Consider the following 18,205-nt stretch of genomic DNA (forward strand, 5'->3'; position numbering starts at 1 on the left):
GGGTCGTTCGGGCACCGTTGCGCCATGATCGCGGACTGGATAGCGGACGTCATCGACGCGATGGGGGCGGTGGGTGTGGGCCTGCTGACCGCGCTGGAGAACCTGTTCCCGCCGGTGCCCAGCGAGGTCGTCCTGCCGCTGGCCGGGTTCACCGCGAGCGAGGGCCGGGTGAACGTGGTGGCGGTGACGGTGGCGGCCACGGTCGGTTCACTCGTGGGGGCGCTGGCGCTGTACGGGCTGGGGGCCTGGCTGGGGCATGAGCGGGCCTGCAGGCTCGCCGACCGGCTGCCGCTGGTCGACGTCTCCGAACTGGACCGGGCGACCTCGTGGTTCGCCCGGCACGGGGGCAAGGCGGTGCTGTTCGGGCGGCTCGTGCCGGTCGTGCGGAGCCTGGTGTCGGTCCCGGCGGGGATCGAACGGATGCCGTTGGCGCGGTTCTGCCTCTACACGACGCTCGGCAGCGCGTTCTGGAACACCCTGTTCGTGGGGGCCGGTTTCGTGCTGGGCGAGAAGTGGCGGCGGGCCGAGCAGTTCGCGAACTGGGCGACGTGGGCGGTCATCGCCGTCGCGGCGCTGTGGGCCGTGAGGTTCGCCGTCGGCCGGATGCGGCGGCACACGGAGGCGAGGGAGGGTCGGTGAACGACATCGTGCTCAGGGGGGCGCGGGTGAACAACCTCCGCGACGTCTCGGTGCGGATCCCCAAGCAACGGCTGACCGTGTTCACCGGGGTGTCCGGGTCGGGCAAGTCCTCGCTGGTCTTCGGCACCATCGCGGCCGAGTCGCAGCACCAGCTCAACCAGATGTTCCCCGCGTTCGTCCGGCACCGGCTGGCCAGGCGCGAGCGGCCGGACGCCGACGCCGTCGAGAACCTGTCGACCGCCGTCGTGGTCGATCAACGGCCCGTCGGCGGCAACTCCCGCTCCACCGTGGGCACCATGACCGAGATCCACCCCCTGCTGCGGGTGCTGTTCTCCCGCTGCGGGACGCCCGGCGCCGGACCGTCCACCGCGTACTCGTTCAACGACCCCCAGGGCATGTGCCCCGAGTGCGACGGGTTGGGGCATGTGGCGCGGGTGGACGTCGGCAGGCTGCTGGACGAGGACCGGACGCTCAACGAGGGCGCCATCCGCTTCCCGCCGTACAAGGTCGGCACCGCCGCGTGGCAGCTCTACGCCGAGTCGGGGCTGTTCGACCCCGACAAGCCGCTGCGCGACTTCACCGAACGGGAACGCGAGCTGCTGTTGCACGGCGGCGGGTTCCGGGTGAAGCGCGCCAGCCGCCGGGGCGTGTACCAGAACGAGTACGAGGGCGTCGTCCGCGCCATCGACCGGCGCTACCTCAAGCGCCGACCCGGCAAGGGGCGCCTCGACGACGCGCTGGAGGAGATCGCCGTGCGCGGCGTGTGCCCCGCCTGCCGAGGGGCCCGGCTGAACGCCGCCGCACTGGCGTCCACGATCGACGGCCGGAACATCGCCGACCTCACCGCCATGGAGATCACCGACCTGATCGCCGCGTTGGAACGGATCGACGATCCGATCGCCGCGCCCATGACGTCCGCCGCGCTGGCCGCGTTGCGCCGCATCGAGGCGGTCGGGCTCGGCTACCTCAGCCTGGACCGCGCGACGTCGACCCTGTCGGGCGGCGAGGGGCAGCGGCTCAAGACCGTGCGCCATCTCGGGTCCAGCCTCACCGACCTGACGTTCATCTTCGACGAGCCCAGCGTCGGCCTGCACCCCCGTGACGTGCACCGGCTCGGCGACCTGCTGCTGGAGCTGCGGGACAAGGGCAACACGGTGCTGGTGGTGGAGCACCACCGCGACATCATCGCCCTCGCCGACCACGTGATCGACATGGGCCCGGGCGCCGGGGCGCGCGGCGGGCACCTGGTGTTCGAGGGGCCGGTGACCGCGCTGCGGGAGTCCGACACCCTCACCGGCCGGATGCTGCGCCGTCCGCTCCGGCTCAAGGACGTTCCGCGCCGACCCACCGGGGCGCTCACCATCGCCGACGCCGGCCGGCACAATCTGCGCGACATCACCGTCGACCTCCCCACGGGGGTGCTCACCGCCGTCACCGGGGTGGCCGGGTCGGGCAAGAGCACGCTCGTGTCGCGGGTCCTCCCGGAGCAGCACCCGGACACGGTGCTCATCGACCAGTCGGCGATCGGCGTCTCGACGCGTTCGACACCGGCCACGTACCTGGACGTCATGGACCCGGTCCGGCGGCTCTTCGCCGCCGCGCACGGGGTCGACGCCGGGCTGTTCAGCTTCAACTCGGCGGGGGCGTGCCCCGCCTGCCAGGGCCGGGGCGAGATCCAGACCGACCTGGCGTACCTGGAGCCCGTCACGACCACCTGCGAGGTGTGCGGCGGGCACCGGTACCGGCCCGAGGCGCTGCAGTACACGCTCCACGGCCTCACCATCGCGGACGTGCTGGAGATGACGGCGGCCGAGGCGCTGGCCGTGTTCGAGGAGGCCCCGGTGGCGGACGGCCTCACCGCGTTGCGCGAGGTGGGTCTGGACCACCTCACCCTCGGCCGTTCGCTCAGCACCTTGTCCGGCGGGGAACGGCAGCGGCTCAAGCTCGCCGAACGCCTGCGGAAGCGGGAGACCGGCGGCGTCTACGTCTTCGACGAGCCCACCACGGGGCTGCACATGGCCGATGTGGAGGGCCTGCTGGCGCTGCTGGACCGGCTGGTCGACCGGGGCCACACCGTGATCGTGATCGAGCACGACCTCGACGTGGTCGCCCGCGCCGACCACGTGATCGATCTGGGCCCGGAGGCGGGCTCGGGCGGCGGGCGGGTGATCTTCGAGGGCCCGCCGACGGCGCTGGTGGACGCCGCCGGCTCGCACACCGCCGCGCACCTGCGCCGCGAGCTGACCGCCGATGCCGCCGCCGATGCGGAACGGGCGGCTAGCCGACCCGCTTGAGCTGCGCCGACAGGTGCGACGTGAGCGGCTGCCCCATCGCCGCCATGTCGTACGCCCAACCGAGGTCCTCGCCGATCAGCCCGTACATCCGGTGCCCGGCGGTGACCTCCTTGGCGCTCCCGGTGCGGGCCACCACGTCGGTGCGCAGCTCGACCCGGCTGAACGCCACGGTGCCGACGTAGATCTCGATGATCCCGGTCGGATGCGCGAGGGTCACCTCGACCTCGTGGTCCGGCCGGGGCCGCCAATAGCCGGTCTCGACCGCCAACGGCCGCCCCAGCCCGCCCTCCTCGTCCAGCAGCCAGGTGCGGCTGGAGTAGATCAGGTACGGCTTGCCGACGTGGGTGAAGGAGATCTCCTGGCCGAAGCGAAAGCTCTCGATGGTGGGATAGCCGCCGACTCCGGCGCCCTCCCACGTGCCCAGCAGGAATTCCAGCGGCGTCAGATCGGGGTGCAGCTCGGGCTCCATGAGAAGGCAGGGTAGTGCAGGCCGACACCCGTTCAGCGAACGCGGGACAAGGCGACGACCAGCAGGACCGCCAGCACCGCCACCACGCCGAGGACCGCCACCAGGATTCCGGCGCTCACCATGCCCATGCCGGGGAGCGTAGCGGGTGGGGCGGCCGATCTCACAGTACGCGACCGCCCGAACGCGCGCTAATGTGCAAATCATGGGCAGAGCGCTGGTGATCAAGGCCACGGCGGGTGCCGACGGCATGGAGCGGTGCAACCAGGCGTTCACCGTGGCGGCGGCGGGTGTCGCCGCCGGAGTGCGGGTCTCGCTCTGGCTGACCGGCGAGGCGACCTGGTACGGGCTGCCCGGCCGGGCGGCGGAGTTCCGCCTCCCGCACGCCACGCCCCTGGAGGACCTGCTCGACGTGGTGCTGGCCGGCGGGACGGTGACGCTCTGCACCCAGTGCGCCGCCCGGCGGGAGATCGGTCCGGACGACGTGATCCCCGGCGTGCGCATCGCGGGGGCCCCCACCTTCGTGGAAGAGGCCACCGCCGAGGGGGTCCAGGCCCTCGTCTACTGACCACCCTCTTGTTCGGTGACCTGGGCCACCCCCCGCGCACGGCGGGTTGAGCGGCCCTAGATCGGAGATATAGCGCCTCATGCGGCGTACGGAGTGCTCATCGTGATCGATATTCCCGGTTGGTTCTGGACCTCGACGATCGTGTTCATCGTCGCGCTCTTCGTGTTCGACCTGCTGGTCGCGGTGCGCCGGCCGCACGCCGTGCACCTGCGCGAGGCGACGTTCTGGTCGGTGTTCTACATCGCGATCGCGCTGGGGTTCGGCGGTGTGCTGTGGGCCGTGTCCGGCGGCACGGCCGGCACCGAGTACTTCGCCGGCTGGGTGGTGGAGAAGAGCCTGTCGGTCGACAACCTGTTCGTCTTCGTGATCATCTTCGCCCGGTTCAGCGTGCCGCAGGAGTACCAGCAGAAGGTGCTGCTGTTCGGGATCGCGGCGGCGCTGGTGCTGCGCACCATCTTCATCCTGGCGGGCTCGGCCGCGATCAACCTGTTCTCGTGGACGTTCCTGATCTTCGGGCTGATCCTGCTGTGGACGGCGGTCCAGCTCATCCGGCATCGCAACGAGGAGCCGGACGTCGACGACAACTTTTTGGTCCGCAAGGCCCGCACGGTGCTGCCGATGACCACCGACCTGCACGACGGGAAGCTGCTGACCCACGAGAACGGCCGCCGGGTGGTGACCCCGCTGCTGCTGGTGTTCATCGCCATCGGCACCACCGACATCCTGTTCGCGCTCGACTCGATCCCGGCCGTGTTCGGGGTGACCAGCGAGCCGTTCATCGTCTTCACCGCGAACGCGTTCGCGCTGTTGGGGCTGCGGGCGCTGTTCTTCCTGGTGGAGGGACTGCTGGAACGGCTGGTCTACCTGTCGATCGGGCTGTCGCTGATCCTGGCCTTCATCGGGGTCAAGCTGATCCTGCACTTCGCGCACGAGGACGTCTCCACGTCCGTGCCGGAGATCCCGACGCCGCTGTCGCTGGCGGTGATCCTGGGCATCCTGGTGATCGTCTCCGTCGCCAGCCTGATCCGCGTCCGGTCCCACCCGGAGGAGAGGGCCCACGCCGTCACCATCACCTCGCACCGGGAGGACGACCGGAGCACCCCGGAAACCGCCGAACGGCACGGCGGAGGCCCCGGACAGACCTAGGACGCGGGTCGCCCGAGGTCGGTGTCACGGACGCAGAGGGCGGCCTGCACCCGGTTGCCCACGTCCAGCGCGGCCAGGATGCGGCTGACGTGCGCCTTGACGGTGCTCTCCCGCATCCCCAGGGTCGCGGCGATCTCGGCGTTGGTGTCGCCGACCGCCAACCGGCGCAACACGTCGCGCTCCCGTGGGGTGAGGCGGTCGATGCGCGCGCGGACGGCGGCCGCCTGCGGGCGGGCGGTGCGGTGGAAGCGGTCGATCAGTCGACGGGCGGCGGCCGGGTGGAGCATGGCCTGCCCCTCGGCCACCACGCGGACCGCCCGGATGATCTCGGCCGGATCGGTGTCCTTCAGGAGGAAGCCGGCGGCGCCGGCCTCGATGGCGCGGTACACGTACTCGTCCAGATCGAACGTCGTCAGGGCGATCACCTGAACGGGCCTGGGGAGGGCGCGCAGCCGGGCGGTGGCGGCGATGCCGTCCATCCTGGGCATCCGCACGTCCATCAGCGCGACGTCGATGTGGTGCCGGGTGGCCGCCTCGACCGCCTCGATCCCGTCGGCGGCCTGGGCGACGACGGTGATGTCCGGTTCGTCCAGCAGATCGGTCAGGCCGAGCCGGACCAGGGCGTCATCATCGACGATCAACGTGCGGATCATGGGCTGGGGTCCCGTTGCCGATAGTGGTGTCACCGCCGTGGGGAAGGCGGGCGGTGAGGCGCCAGCCCCCGGTGTCGTCCCGACCGTACTCGATCGTGCCGTGCAGTGCGCGAACCCGTTCGGTCAAGCCGATCAGCCCGTAGCCCCCGCCGGACTCGGCCCCGGCGGGGGCGAGCGGGGGGTCGTTCTCGATGCTCACCGTGGTCATCGACGGGTCGTACCGCACGGCCATCCGCGCCGCGGCCGGGTGGGCGTGCTTGCGGACGTTGGTGAGCCCCTCCCGGACCAGTCGATGGACGGCGAGGTGGTGGCTGGCCGGCGCGAGGTCCGGGTCGCCGTCGATGACGGCGTCGATGACCTGTCCGGCGGTGCGCGCCTCCTCCAGGAGTGCGGGCAGCTCCCCCGCGCCGGGCGGTGCGACGGCGGCGTCCTCCCGGGTCGGGTTGCGGAGCGCGCCGAGCAGTTCGCGCAGGTCGTCGAGCGCACGGGTCGAGGTGCTGCGCAGCAGGGCGATCCGGTCGGCGACCTGCGGAGGCAGTGTCGCCGCGCGGCGTTGCAGGGCGCCGGTGTGCAACGCCAGCACGCTGAGCCGGTGCCCCAGAACGTCGTGCATCTCCGCGGCGATCCGGGCCCGTTCCGCCATGCGGGCGTGCTCGGCACGCAGCTCCCGTTCGGTGCTCAGGCGAGCGATCTGCTCCGTCATGGCGACGACCAGCCGCCGACGACTGCCGGCCCACATGCCCAACGCCAGCGGGAGCACCAAAAGGAGGACCGGACCGGGGTCGCGGGGGGCCCACAGGCTGTACGCGGGGTCCACGAACAGGTTCCCGACCACCACGACGACCGCGGCGGTCGCACAGACCGCCACCCGATTCGCCGATGCCAGGTGGAAGAGCACGACGACCAGCGGTAGCGCGGCGCCGAGAGCTGCGGCCGCCACCACCGCGGCCACCGTGACCGCGAGCGGCCACCGATGCCGGCCCACGAGCGCCAGGCTGGCCGCGACCGCGAGCACCACGGCGGGCACGACCAGCGGGCCGCCCCGGGCCTCGGTCTCCTGCACCGACATGACGCCCACCACCAGGGTCAGCAGCAGATCGTCCCACGAAAGCCACTTCTGTTCCCGGGAGGCGCGCATGCGGCCGATCCTAGGGAGCCTCGGGCCGCGGCACCGTCGACGGATGTCGGCCGGCACCCGCTACTTTCGTCGGGGCCTCGCGTCGTCGAACGGCCGATGGTCCGCCTTCCGCCGGCTCCTAGCGTCAGGGCCATGAACTCGCGAAACGCATCTCGGCGCCCTCCACGTCGGTGGACCCTTTCCACGGCCGCGGCCGCGGCGGCGGTGACCGTGACCACGGCCCTTGTGGCGACATCCGTCTCCGGCACCGCGACGGCTGAAAGCCCCTCCACGGATCGAACGTTCCCCGGCCTGAAGCCGACCGTCGTGCTCGTCCACGGCGCGTTCACCGATGCGAGCAGTTGGCACGGTGTGATCGGGCATTTGCAACGCCACGGCTACCCGGTCGTCGCCCCGGCCAATCCACTGCGGGATCTGGCGGCCGACTCCGCCTACATCGCGGGCGTGGTGCGCGGCATCAAGGGGCCGGTGATCCTCGCCGGTCACTCCTACGGCGGCGCGGTCATCACCAACGCCGCCCGCAGCGCGACCAACGTCAAGGGGCTGGTCTACGTGGCCGGCTTCGCCCCCGACGAGGGCGAGAGTGCCGGCAGCATCGACGCGCGCTATCCGAAGACGCCGCTCAAGGACAGCATCACGCCGCTGCCCCACGAGGACGGCACGGTGGACCTGTCCATCGCACCGGAGAAGTTCCCCGGCGTCTTCGCCCCTCACGTCCCGAGGTCCAAGGCCGCCCAGATGGCCGCCGCCCAGCGTCCGATAGCCGTGGCCGCCATCGGGGGCCGCTCCGGCCGACCGGCCTGGCGGTCGCTGCCCAGTTGGTTCCTCATCCCCAGCGACGACCGCGCCCTCCACCCCGATGCTCAGGCCGACATGGCCGAGCGGGCGCACGCCAGGAAGACCGTGTGGATCGAGGGCGGCCACGCGGTGACGGTCAGCCGCCCGAGCGCGGTGGCCGAACTCCTCCGCGTCGCGGCCCGGGACACCCGCGACCGCTGACGCGGATCAGGTCAGGACGGAGCGGAGGCGTTCCTCGCGGAGCCTGCCGGCCCAGGAGTCGTCCAGGGGCGGCAGGTCGTCGCGCTTGAGGGCCCAGCGCAGCAGCAGGTCGGCGAGGCCCGGGTTGCGGACCAGGGCCGGGCCGTGCATGTAGGTGCCGATCACGTGGTCCTGGTAGGCGCCCTCGTAGCCGTTCCCGTTGCCGATGCCGACGACGGTCTTGGCCAGCGGCTTGACACCGGGGCCGAGCCGGGTGACGCCCTGGTGGTTCTCGAAGCCGGTGATGCGGGGGACGTCGAGGGAGGGGTCGACATCGCCGACGATCTCCCCGACCGCCCGCCGCTCGCCCCGGCCGCTGCTGTAGTCCAGCAGACCGAGGCCCTCCACCAACTGGCCCTCCTCGCCGCCGAACTCGGTGCCCAGCAGTTGGTAGCCCGCGCACACGGCGAAGATCACCGCGCCGTAGTCGCGGGCGCGGTGCAGGGCGCCGTCGCCGGCGAGCCGGCGGGCGGCCAGGATCTGCGGCCGGTCCTCGCCGCCGCCGAGCAGGTAGATGTCGCCGTCGACCGGCACCGTCTGGTCGGAGCGGACGTGCACGGTGCGGGTGCTGATCCCGCGCAGCCCGGCCCGACGCTCCAGCACGATCGTGTTGCCCTGGTCGCCGTAGGTGCTGAGCAGGTCGGGGTAGATCCAGACGATCTTGATGCTGTCGTTAGACGACACGGCCGTACCTCGTTCGGATGTCCTGGAAGGCGGTGTAGTTGGCGATGATGTCCAGATGCCCGGGCGGCACCGCCATGACCGCCTTGTCGATGTCGTCGACCACGGTGAACTCCAGGTCGGCGGCCTCGAGCCGGGCGGCCAGGTCGAGCCGCCGCTCCCCGGTCGCCCAGACCGGACGGCCCTTCAGGATGCGGTAATCCACGTCCCACAGCCAGGAGGTGTCGCGGCCGTCGGGGCCCTGCGCGTTGATCGACAGCGCCACCGGGCCGGGCGCGGGCTGGAGCACGTCGAACGCCTCCAGCCAGCCGGCCGGGTTCTTCGACAGCAGCAGGCGCATCCGGCGGCCCTCGTGCTCGACCGTGGTGTAGCGGCCGGCGACCGAGGTGACCTGACCCAGCAGCGGGAGCGCGGTCTCGGGCTCGACACCGAACAGTGACACCACGGCCAGGGCGATCACCGCGTTGGACCGGTTGGCCCGGCCCGGCAGTTGCAGGCCCGACAGCTCGAAGGTGCGGCCCCCGGGGGCCGTCACCCGCTCGCCGTGCAGGATCCAGTCGGGCTTGGGCCGGGTGAACGAGCACTCCCGGCAGCCCCACGCCGCGCCCTCGCGGTCGAGCGGCCCGCCGCACTCGGGGCAGGACCAGGAGTCCTCCCGCCAGTGCTGCCCGGCGGACACCCAGGTCACGTTCTTGGCGGTGGCGGCGCCCCACGTCACCAGCGGGTCGTCGCAGTTGGCGATCACGTGGCTGTCCGGAGCGGCCTCCAGCGCCTTGCGCCACTTGCCGGCCAGCAGCCAGATCTCCGCGGCACGGTCCATCTGGTCACGGCTGAGGTTCATCAGGGCGACCACGTTGGCCCCGGTCTCCCGCAGCACCATCGGCACGTACTTCTCGTCGCACTCCAGCACCCCGTATCGGGCGTCGGGCGCGGACGCCAGCGCCGACACGTGCCCGGTCGGCATGTTGGCGCCGAACGCGTTGGTGGCGACCTCGCCCAGCGGGGTCATCGCCGAGGTGATCAGCCGGGTGGTGGTGGTCTTGCCGTTGGTGGCGCTGACCAGCACGAGCTTGCGATCCCGGGCCAGCTTCGTGAGCAGCTCGGGATCGAGCTTCAGCCCGATCTTGCCTCCGATCACCGAGCCGTCGCCGCGGCCGGCCAGCCGCGACATCCTCGCGGCGGTGCGGCCGAGCGCGACGGCCATCTGCGCGCGCAGCGGAAGATCGCTCATGGACTCCTGCACTTCCGAATCTCACCAGGAACGTAGACGCGGCCGGCGGACATGGGGCGTCACGCCGAGCCTAGTCCCTTCCCACACTTCTTGGGCTTTCATCCCACTGCGGCCACCGCAGCGGATGCGATCCAGATCACACCTTGGGGTGCGGTGACCTGGTTGTGCCGTCCTGAACCGGCATGACCGACCGGAGCGTGACGGCCCTCGCACCGCCCGATCCCCCACACGGAACGGCCTCGGCCGGTACGTTGTCGGAAAACTGGCGACAAAACGAGGTCCGAGTAGCGATGCAGTGCCCGAGGTGCGGCGAGCAGACGTCCTTGGCGCCGGGGGCGTGCGCGCGTTGCGGCGCACCGGTCGGCGGATGGACGGGTCCGGGCCCGGAGGGACAGGCCCCGCGATGGGAGGGGCCCGGCGACCCGCCGCCGTACTCCTCGTCGCTGGAGCTGACGATGATGGACCCGCTCGGCGGGTCGCCGACCGGCCCCGCGTCCCCCCTGCCCCCGGCCCCGCCCGCGCCGTGGTCGGCCGACGAGACGCGGATCGAGCCGCTGGGCGGCTCGTCCTTCCTGAGCGCCCCGGTCGAGTCCCCCGCGCCGCCCGCCGCCGACCCCGAGGCCACCCAGGCGTGGTCGATCGTGTCGGACGACGACGAGGACGACGCACCACCGCCGACGCCCGCCGCGACCGGCCCGGTCGGGTCGGTCGGGTCGGTCGGGTCGGTCGGGTCGGTCGGGTCGGTCGGGTCGGTCGGGTCGGTCGGGTCGGTCGGGTCGGTCGGGTCGGTCGGGTCGGTCGGGTCGGTCGGGTCGGTCGGGTCGGTCGGGTCGCCGGCGACGCCGGCGTGGGCCGCCGAGGCGGAGCCGCCGCCGGGCGAGTCCATCGTGCCGGACTCCTGGTTCGCCGCGCCGCGCCCACCGGCGGCCGACGACGCCGAGCTCACCCTGTTCGTCCCGCCCGAGAACCAGGGCGGCGGCATGCCGGACCCGGCCTGGGGGCCGCCCGCTCCGCAGCATCCCGGCGGGTTCCCGGACCCGGCCGCCGACCCGGCGACCTGGCACATGCAGCCCGGCCCCGGAGGGCCGCAGCCGCCGACCCAGGCCGGCGGCTACCCGCCCCCCGGCCCGTCGCCCGTTCCGGGCTTCCCGCCGTCCGGCGGGTATCCCGACGGCGGGTACGGCCCGGGGCATCCGCAGCAGCGGGGCGGCGGGGGAAGGTCCAACAAGCCCCTGGCCATCGTCGTCGGCGTGCTGGTCACGGTGGCGGTGGTCGCCGTCGGGCTCGTCCTGTTGCCCAACGGCGGCGGCACCCCCGCGGCCCGGTCGTCCGCCTCGGCCACCCCGCGCAACGCCTCGCAGCCCGACACCACGCCGCCCAAGTCGTCCGGGCCCGCCCGCCAGCAGGCCCAGGCCGTCAACGACCTGCTGGACGCCAGCGCCGCCACCCGCAACGAACTCGGCCGCGCCCTCGCCGCCGCCGCCAAGTGCAAGGGCCTGCCCACCGCCATCGCCGGGTTCCAGCAGGTGGCCCGGCGACGCACCAACCAGATCAACCGGACCAAGGCCCTCAAGGTCGGCGCGCTGCGGAACGGCGAGCGGCTGCGGCAGGCCCTGGCGCGCTCGTTCCGACTGTCCCTCCAGACCGACCAGGCGTTCCTCGGCTGGGCCCAATCCGTCCAGGGCTGCAAGGGCCGTCCCGGACGCGACGCCAACTACGCCCGCGGCAACGCGCTGTCCGTTCAGGCGACGGCGGCCAAGAGGCACTTCACCGTCCTGTGGAACCCGGTCGCGCGCCAGGCGGGACTCCCGCCCCGTTCCGACACCCAGTTCTGAACGCGCAATCCGACACAGTCACGGCCCTGCGTCACTGGAAGGCTGAGGGCTATCGTGATATTCGGGAACGGCTCCCAGAGTAAGGGCTGACATATGCAGTGTCCGGTGTGTCACAGCGACACCGATCCGACGTCCCCTCGCTGCACACGCTGCAACACCGACCTCTCCGACGTCACCGCCCAGGACGCCCCCTCCCCGCACGAGCAGCGCAGGCCCCTCGTCCCCGAGCCGCGGGCCGCCGACACGCAGGTCGACCCGGGCATCCGCGAGCGGAGCATCCCCCTGGCCGCCGAGCCGCGGGAGGGCGCCGCATCCGCATCCGGGGCGTCGGGCGGCGACGCGGGCGGGTTCCGGGAGGAGACGACCTCGCTGTCGCCCGAGCCGTGGGCCGCGCAAGAGCCGAACGCCTCCGGGTTCCGGGAGGAGGTCACGTCGCTGTCGCCCGAGCCGTGGGCGACGCCGCAGCCGTGGGACCACCCGGAGCCGCAGATGTGGCAGCCCCCGCCGGCGCGCCGGCGGAAGAACCGGACGGGCGTGTACGCCCTCGCCGGGCTGGGTGTCTGGGTGCTCGCGGTGACCGCGCTGGCGATCGTGATCTGGCCGAGCGGCGAACCGTCCCCCACGGAGGGCCCTCAGCAGAACGTGACGTCGACGCAGGAGACGCCGGTCGATCCGACCACGCCGGCGTCGAGCCCCAGCGACGACGGCGTCGCCCTGAGCCAGGCCACCCGGATCAGCGCGCTGCTCGACGACATGGCGGCCACGCGCACCGAGCTCGGCTCGGTCGTCTCCGGCGGCTGCGACATCTCGGGGCTGGAGCGGATCCGCGACCAGCGGCAGGAGCAGCTCAACACCGCCCGGTCGCTGGAGGTGGACGCGCTCGACGGCGGTGGGCAGGTCAAGGACGCCCTCCAGCGGGCCCTGGAGATCTCCGTCGAGTCCAACAACCTCTACATCGCGCACTCCCCCGGCTGCCCCAGCGACGAGGCCGCCGACGACGTCAACACCCGCGCCTCCCAGGCGAAGGCCGACGTCATCCTGTACTGGAACCCGATCGCGTCGCAGCACGGCCTGCCCTCCCGCAGCTCCGACACCATCTGACCCGCGCGAGAGGGCTCAGCCGCCCATCAGGACCGCCGACAGCTCGCGGACGGCCTCGGTGACCACGACGACCGCCGCGACGCGGGAGCCCAGCCGGTCGAGGGCGTCCCTCATGCGGTCGCGGTCGGGATCGGGGTCCTCGACCTCGTCGCGGATGTCGTCGAGGTCGCGGCGCGCCCGGCGGACGTCGGCGAGCTCGTCGGCATGGCGGTCCAACAGCTCGGCGACCCGCGCGATGGCGAGGTGCACGCCGTCGGCGCCCCGCTCGCCGCCGGTGTTCTGCACCTGCTCGACGTTGTCGCCCAGGGCGATCTGGCTGTTGGAGATGCGGGCGTTGCCGCCCATCTTGAAGCTGCGGTCGTCGCCTGACACAGGATCCCCGTTCCTCACGTGGGCGGCCGGGTCTGCCGCTGGTCGATGGTGGCCCCGGCGCCGCCCACCGCGATCTGGCTGCCGGAGATGGAGCCGCCGTTCATGATGAACGGGCTGTTCAGGACGACCGCCGCCTGCTCCCGGTAGGCGGTGACGTCCACGTCGTGCCCCTGAAGGTGGTCGAGCACCGACTCGTTGATGCGGCGCTCGATCAGGTTGATGTACTTGTCGGCGTCCAGCGTCTGCATGAACGTGCGGAAGCCCGACTCGGCCGCCTCCTCGCGGACGCTGATCCGTGCGCCGTAGTCGTACCTGATGAACGCCGTGGGGGCGCGGCCCAGACCGGCGAGCACCTCCTCGGCCACCAGCCCGACCAGGGAGCGCACCAGCCGGAACGGACCGAGGACGCCCTCGGCGAGCGCCCGCAGGCCGCCCTCCCGCACGACCCTGCCGGCCAGCATCGCGGTGCTGTAGGCGGGCAGGTCGTCCACGATCCGGAAGTCCTCGCGGACCGGCGGCACCACGTTCACCACGAACTGGGCGTACAGCATCCGCCCCTCGACGGCCAGGTAGAGGAACGCCGACAGCATGATGTCCTGGTATTGGGCGGGGGCGACGACGCGGCCGTCCGCACCGCGCACCGCCTGCCCCTGGGTGCCGACGGTGACGCGCTGGTAGCAGCGGACGTCGGCCTGCGGATGGCGGACGATGGCCTCGATGGCCGACTCGCTCGCCCGGGAGTACGGCACGGCCCGGTCGCGGTCGATCAGCGGGTGGCCGCCGCGGTAGAACTCGCCCTGCCCGGTCGGCTCGACGGGCCGGTCGATCTGCACGCACTCGCCCCGGGCGACCACGTGCCAGTCGACCATCAGCCCGCCGATCCGCTCGTTGGTCGGCGGCTCGTCGCGCATCGCGATCAGCCGATCGTGGACGGCGCGGTGCAGCTCGACCGGGTCGACGACCGGCGGGCCGCCCTCCCCGGTCGCGCCGGTCGCGTCGCCGCGGGCGGTGCGGTCGAGCTCCAGGGCGATCGACCAGGCCCGGGCCCAGCGCGAGCCGATGCCGCCCGAGCCGAGGAACGGGTTCTCCCGCGAATAGAGGGTGATGTTTCCGCGCTGCGCCGCCGACACCCGGGCCAGATTGGCGCGGACCCGCTCGCCGACCGCCTCGGGGGCGCTCTCCCGGGAACCGGGGCCCAGCTTTCGGAGCGTCCCGTACACCAGATAGCGATAACCGAAAGGAACGGTCACCAACGTGACCAGCACCAGCAGGGAGGCGAATGTGGATTTCCCGGAACCGCTGGACCCGGAGATCCCGCCGAAATCCCCCGAACCGCCGAAACCGAGGTCGCCACTCGAACCGGACCCGCCCGTCAGATACTGCATGACGACGAACAGACCGAAAACGACCAGCGACCCGACGAGGACCGCCCGGACCGGCCCCGACGACCAGACCCCGCCGCCGGCCCGCATCGCCTCGGCGACGTAGAACAGCAGGGTGACCACGCCGAACAGCAGCAGCACGCTCAGCACCGCGGTGACGTCCAGCGCGAGGCCCAGCAGGATCACCAGGGTGAGCACACCGTCCCGGACCAGGCGCATCCGCCGGGCGCGCAGACAGTGACCGATCACCTGGGCGAGGTCGAACCCGAAGGAGGGCACCACCCCGCGACTGTCCTCCTGCACGAACTCCTTGATCACCTTCCGGGCGAACGGATCGTCCAGGTAGGCGGCGGCGCACAGATAGCGGGTGGAATTCTGCAGCGGGGCGCCCGCGCCGCTCCCGGCCGGCCCGGCGGACATATGCGAGAAGTCGGGCTCCGATGAGGCCATCAGTCCCCCTTCGCAGGAGAGATCTCCCGGACTTCGCCCGGTCACCTCATTTTATTACTCGCCCATGACGGATTCCGCAGCCCTTTTTCACCGCGGGTGTCAGATCATTCCGTCGCGAGGAACGGCACCGCGTCGTCCGGCCGGTCGAACGGGGCCACGAAACGGTGCGGCCAGTTGAGCACCGGCTCCAGCCACGACTCCACCCGCATCGCCTGCGCGACCTCCGCCAACTGCTCGGCCGGGTCGAGCCCGACCGCCACCGCGGCCAGGTCGTCGGCGAAGCCCTCGTGGTCGTCCTCCCCGGCCAGGGCGGTGAGGGCGATCGGGCGGTTGGCGGGCAGCTCCATCGACAGCGAGTGCCGGCGCAGCGCCCGCAGCCGGTGCCCGATCCGGGCGTCCGGTGCCTGCCGCAACCCCGGGAGCTGGTACTCCAGCGGTGCGGCGGGCGCGTGCTTGTCGGGCGCGCCGACGCCGTACGGGAAGATCCGGTCCATCTCGTGCAGCCACCGCACCTGCGGGATCACCCAGGCCGACCCGGGCGACGCGCCGGCCTCCCCGAGCGTCCCGCCCAGCAGCCGCTGCGCCACGTCCGCCACGGCGGTGGTCAGGTCGTCCGGGGCGAACGCCGACCGCAGGCCCCACGCCCGCCGGGTGACGCAGCGCTCCACCACGGTCGCCAGCATGCACTCGCGCAGCCGCGGCGGCAGCCGGGACCAGGTGCGGAGCAGCTCGGGCGGCACCGCGGGCATCGGGCGGTTGACCACATGGGAGAGCACCAGCGTGTCGGCCCAGACCCGCAGCCAGGCGGAGTCGGCGTGCCCGGCGAGCAGGTCGGCCTCGCGCAGCTCGTACAGCGAGCAGGCCCGGCCGGCGCGGCACTCGCAGCCGCAGGCGGCCGAGCGGCGACCGTCGATGGGCGGCGGCGGGCCCTGGCGCACGCCCTCGCGGCCCTCGCCGTGCGGGATCCGCACCCGCAGCGGCCGGTCCATGCCGTCGGCGAACACCGCCGCCACCCCGGGCCGCAGCGACACGACCTCGCGGGACTGGTCCTCGTCCAGGTTCATCGCCGCGCCGACCTGGTGCCGATCGTCGAAGGCGGGCAGCCGGTGGACGACCTTCAGCGCGGTGTTCTTGATGACGTCCGGGACCAGCTTGGTGGGGATCTGCTCGGCCACGATGATCCCCTCGCCGTACGCGCGGATCTCCGCCAGCATCCCGGCGAACAGCTCCACCGCGTGCGAGCTGGTGCGCTCGGGCCCCCGGTTGCGCAGCAGCCGGTGCGCCTCCTCGATGACGATCACGTGCCGGAGCCCGCCGTCGCCGGGACCCCGATCGCGGGCCTTCATCCGCAGGTGCTCCACGATCCGGATGATCAGCGTGCCCATCAGGAACGCCTTGTCCTCGTCGTTGGCGACGTCCTCGATGGCGAGCACGATGTTGTCGCGCAGCATCCCGCCGATGTCGGCCGGGTGGCCGCCCTCGAAGAACCGGCCCGCCGAGCCGATCCGCAGCGACCGCAGCCGGACGTCCACGAACCCCTTGACGTCGGCCATCAACTCCCGGCCGTACCCGACCTCGCCGATCACCTGCAGCGCGGCCTGCTGCAACTGCTCCAGCGTCGGCACGGCGGGCTCGACCAGCGACCCCGGCACCGCCGCGCCGGTCACGACGTCCCAGCCGTTGGTCTCGTACACGCGCTGCAGGGCCTGCGACATGATCTGCGGGAACGGCTCCTCGGCGTCGAACGCGGCCTGGAACAGCGCCCGCACCATGTCGATGTGCGCCTGGACGGGATAGCCGGGCTCGGGGGCCAGCGGGTTCACCGACAGCGGCACCGACCGGGGATCGGACGGGTTGATCACGGTGACCGGCCCGCCGAGGTCCTCGATGCGCCCGGCCATCGAGGCGTACTCCGACTTGGCGGGCTCGATCGCCAGCCACGGCACCCCGGCCCGGGTGAGCTGCTCCAGCAGGTGCCGGACGGTCTGCGACTTGCCCGCGCCGGTCGCCCCGGTGACGAACACGTGCCGGTTGATGGTCGACCTCGGCACGGTGAACGTCCCGACGCGCCGGTCCTGCCCGTCCAGGATCGCGCCCAGCTCGATCGGCGGCTCGGCGCCGTGCTGCGCGTCGACGGTCTCGGACGTCACGTCGAAGTAGCCGGGCTCCACGACCCGCAGGCCCGGCACCTCCCGACGCGGCAGCCCGGCGAGCGCCGCCAGCGCCCCGGCCGTCGCCACGAACGGGAACCGCAGCTCCGGCTCCACGGACTGACGGCTGTGCAGCGCGGGCGGCGGCGCGCTCGGGGTGAGCACGTCGGCGAGGGTGCCGCCGCCGTACCCGGCCCGCAGCCGGTACGGGTGGTGGATCAGCTCCATCGACCCGACCAGCACCGGCGCGATCCGCCCCAGCTCCTCCGGCGACGCGGCCCCGGCCAGCACCCTGACCTGCCAGAGGCCCGCCTGGTGGAAGGTGTCCAGCTCGGCCAGCCGCTGGTCGGCCCGCTCCACCGCCAGCCGCGCCTGCTCGTCCTCGCCCCGACGCAGCATCCGCAGCTCGTGATGCAGGTCCCGCATCTCCTGGTCGATCAGCCGCTCGTCGGCGGGCTCGGCCACCACGAACCACCCGAACGGCCGGTCCATCAACGTCACCAGCGTGGACTCGAACAGGCTCGGGCCCATCGCCCCCTCGCCCCGGCGCCCCACCGGCGGCGCGGGCCTGCCGGGACACCGCGTCCACACCATCCGCTCGGCCTGCCGGACCCATTCGTCCCCGATCGGAACGCCCCGCGCCCCGTTCGGGAACAACAGCCCCTCGTGTCCGGAGCTGACCGGCCCCGCGTTCGTGATCAGCTCCAGCGGCGCCCCGTGGCCCCGCGACAGCCATCCGACGACGAACGCCCGCCGCTGCTGCCGCGCCGACAGCACCGCGGGCAGCACGGTCACGAAGTCCCACTCCGCCGACGGCACCCGCTCCACCGCCGGCACGGCCAGAATCCGATACCAGGGCCCGGGAAGCCCCGCCACGGGGGGGTTGTCGGTCACGGAGCCCATCCCTATCAACCCCGGCCCGCCCGCGCCACCGTCCTCGGGCCCTTCTTCGACGGCGCGCACAGGGCCTCCGCGCACACGGTGATGTCGATCACATGGGCGGGACCGCGTCCACAAAAGATGATCAAGTCGCCTTGGCCACCGGATTCGATGCGGACACC

At 72.6% G+C, this 18,205-nt stretch carries 15 protein-coding genes; 7 read left to right on the top strand and 8 right to left on the bottom strand.

Annotation, left to right across the window (positions count from 1 at the left end; translation table 11 throughout):
- Window positions 1-24: 24 nt before the first annotated feature.
- Together DFJ69_RS09600 and DFJ69_RS09605 are read left to right on the top strand one after the other, a co-directional pair.
- Entirely contained in the window at window positions 25-639 is a 615-nt protein-coding gene (locus DFJ69_RS09600; protein ID WP_116022157.1) for a DedA family protein, read from the top strand.
- Entirely contained in the window at window positions 636-2,933 is a 2,298-nt protein-coding gene (locus DFJ69_RS09605; RefSeq protein ID WP_116022158.1) for an ATP-binding cassette domain-containing protein, read from the top strand. Before DFJ69_RS09600 ends, DFJ69_RS09605 begins: the two co-directional genes overlap by 4 nt.
- Here the strand turns inward: DFJ69_RS09605 and DFJ69_RS09610 are convergent.
- Window positions 2,917-3,402 carry a heme-binding beta-barrel domain-containing protein gene (locus tag DFJ69_RS09610; protein ID WP_116022159.1) on the bottom strand — a complete coding sequence of 162 codons (486 nt, stop codon included), beginning with the start codon at window positions 3,400-3,402 and terminating at the stop codon, window positions 2,917-2,919. The two genes, DFJ69_RS09605 and DFJ69_RS09610, sit on opposite strands and share 17 nt — an antisense overlap.
- Window positions 3,403-3,604: 202 nt before the next feature.
- Between DFJ69_RS09610 and DFJ69_RS09615 the strand changes: the two genes are divergently transcribed.
- Together DFJ69_RS09615 and DFJ69_RS09620 are read left to right on the top strand one after the other, a co-directional pair.
- Window positions 3,605-3,967, top strand: a complete 363-nt coding sequence (locus DFJ69_RS09615) for a DsrE family protein (protein ID WP_116022160.1) — start codon at window positions 3,605-3,607, stop codon at window positions 3,965-3,967.
- A 102-nt stretch (window positions 3,968-4,069) separates the two neighbouring features.
- A complete protein-coding gene (locus DFJ69_RS09620) occupies window positions 4,070-5,113 on the top strand; it encodes a TerC family protein (protein ID WP_116026519.1) in 1,044 nt (347 codons plus the stop codon).
- Here DFJ69_RS09620 and DFJ69_RS09625 read toward each other — a convergent pair.
- Together DFJ69_RS09625 and DFJ69_RS09630 are read right to left on the bottom strand one after the other, a co-directional pair.
- Window positions 5,110-5,766 (bottom strand): response regulator transcription factor, encoded by a 657-nt coding sequence (locus DFJ69_RS09625; RefSeq protein ID WP_116022161.1) that lies wholly within the window; start codon window positions 5,764-5,766, stop codon window positions 5,110-5,112. The two genes, DFJ69_RS09620 and DFJ69_RS09625, sit on opposite strands and share 4 nt — an antisense overlap.
- Window positions 5,741-6,904 (bottom strand): sensor histidine kinase, encoded by a 1,164-nt coding sequence (locus DFJ69_RS09630; RefSeq protein ID WP_116022162.1) that lies wholly within the window; start codon window positions 6,902-6,904, stop codon window positions 5,741-5,743. The genes DFJ69_RS09625 and DFJ69_RS09630 overlap by 26 nt, the downstream gene beginning before the upstream one ends.
- A 210-nt stretch (window positions 6,905-7,114) precedes the next feature.
- Between DFJ69_RS09630 and DFJ69_RS09635 the strand changes: the two genes are divergently transcribed.
- Window positions 7,115-7,903, top strand: a complete 789-nt coding sequence (locus DFJ69_RS09635; protein WP_245974205.1) for an alpha/beta fold hydrolase — start codon at window positions 7,115-7,117, stop codon at window positions 7,901-7,903.
- A gap of 6 nt (window positions 7,904-7,909) precedes the next feature.
- Here the strand turns inward: DFJ69_RS09635 and DFJ69_RS09640 are convergent, their stop codons facing one another.
- Both DFJ69_RS09640 and DFJ69_RS09645 read right to left on the bottom strand, forming a co-directional pair.
- Window positions 7,910-8,626 carry a type 1 glutamine amidotransferase gene (locus DFJ69_RS09640; RefSeq protein WP_116022164.1) on the bottom strand — a complete coding sequence of 239 codons (717 nt, stop codon included), beginning with the start codon at window positions 8,624-8,626 and terminating at the stop codon, window positions 7,910-7,912.
- Entirely contained in the window at window positions 8,616-9,854 is a 1,239-nt protein-coding gene (locus DFJ69_RS09645) for a Mur ligase family protein (protein WP_116026520.1), read from the bottom strand. The genes DFJ69_RS09640 and DFJ69_RS09645 overlap by 11 nt, the downstream gene beginning before the upstream one ends.
- Window positions 9,855-10,144: 290 nt before the next feature.
- On the opposite strand from DFJ69_RS09645, the gene DFJ69_RS34205 reads away from it, so the two are divergent.
- Window positions 10,145-11,689 carry a hypothetical protein gene (locus tag DFJ69_RS34205; RefSeq protein WP_170177593.1) on the top strand — a complete coding sequence of 515 codons (1,545 nt, stop codon included), beginning with the start codon at window positions 10,145-10,147 and terminating at the stop codon, window positions 11,687-11,689.
- 105 nt (window positions 11,690-11,794) lie between these two features.
- On the top strand, window positions 11,795-12,790 hold the full coding sequence (locus DFJ69_RS09660) for a hypothetical protein (RefSeq protein ID WP_147312256.1): 996 nt from the start codon (window positions 11,795-11,797) through the stop codon (window positions 12,788-12,790).
- 15 nt (window positions 12,791-12,805) lie between these two features.
- On the opposite strand, the gene DFJ69_RS09665 is transcribed toward DFJ69_RS09660, so the two are convergent.
- The 3 genes from DFJ69_RS09665 to DFJ69_RS09675 all read right to left on the bottom strand — a co-directional run bounded on the left by DFJ69_RS09665 (window position 12,806) and on the right by DFJ69_RS09675 (window position 18,038).
- Window positions 12,806-13,162, bottom strand: coding sequence for a DUF5955 family protein (locus tag DFJ69_RS09665; protein WP_116022168.1), 357 nt, complete (start codon window positions 13,160-13,162; stop codon window positions 12,806-12,808).
- Between the two features lie 14 nt (window positions 13,163-13,176).
- Complete coding sequence (locus DFJ69_RS09670; RefSeq protein WP_147312257.1) at window positions 13,177-14,994, bottom strand: hypothetical protein; 1,818 nt, start codon at window positions 14,992-14,994, stop codon at window positions 13,177-13,179.
- 104 nt (window positions 14,995-15,098) lie between these two features.
- Window positions 15,099-18,038, bottom strand: a complete 2,940-nt coding sequence (locus tag DFJ69_RS09675) for an ATP-binding protein (RefSeq protein WP_245974207.1) — start codon at window positions 18,036-18,038, stop codon at window positions 15,099-15,101.
- Window positions 18,039-18,205: the final 167 nt, after the last annotated feature.

Source organism: Thermomonospora umbrina (assembly GCF_003386555.1).
Taxonomy (GTDB): Bacteria; Actinomycetota; Actinomycetes; order Streptosporangiales; family Streptosporangiaceae; genus Thermomonospora; species Thermomonospora umbrina.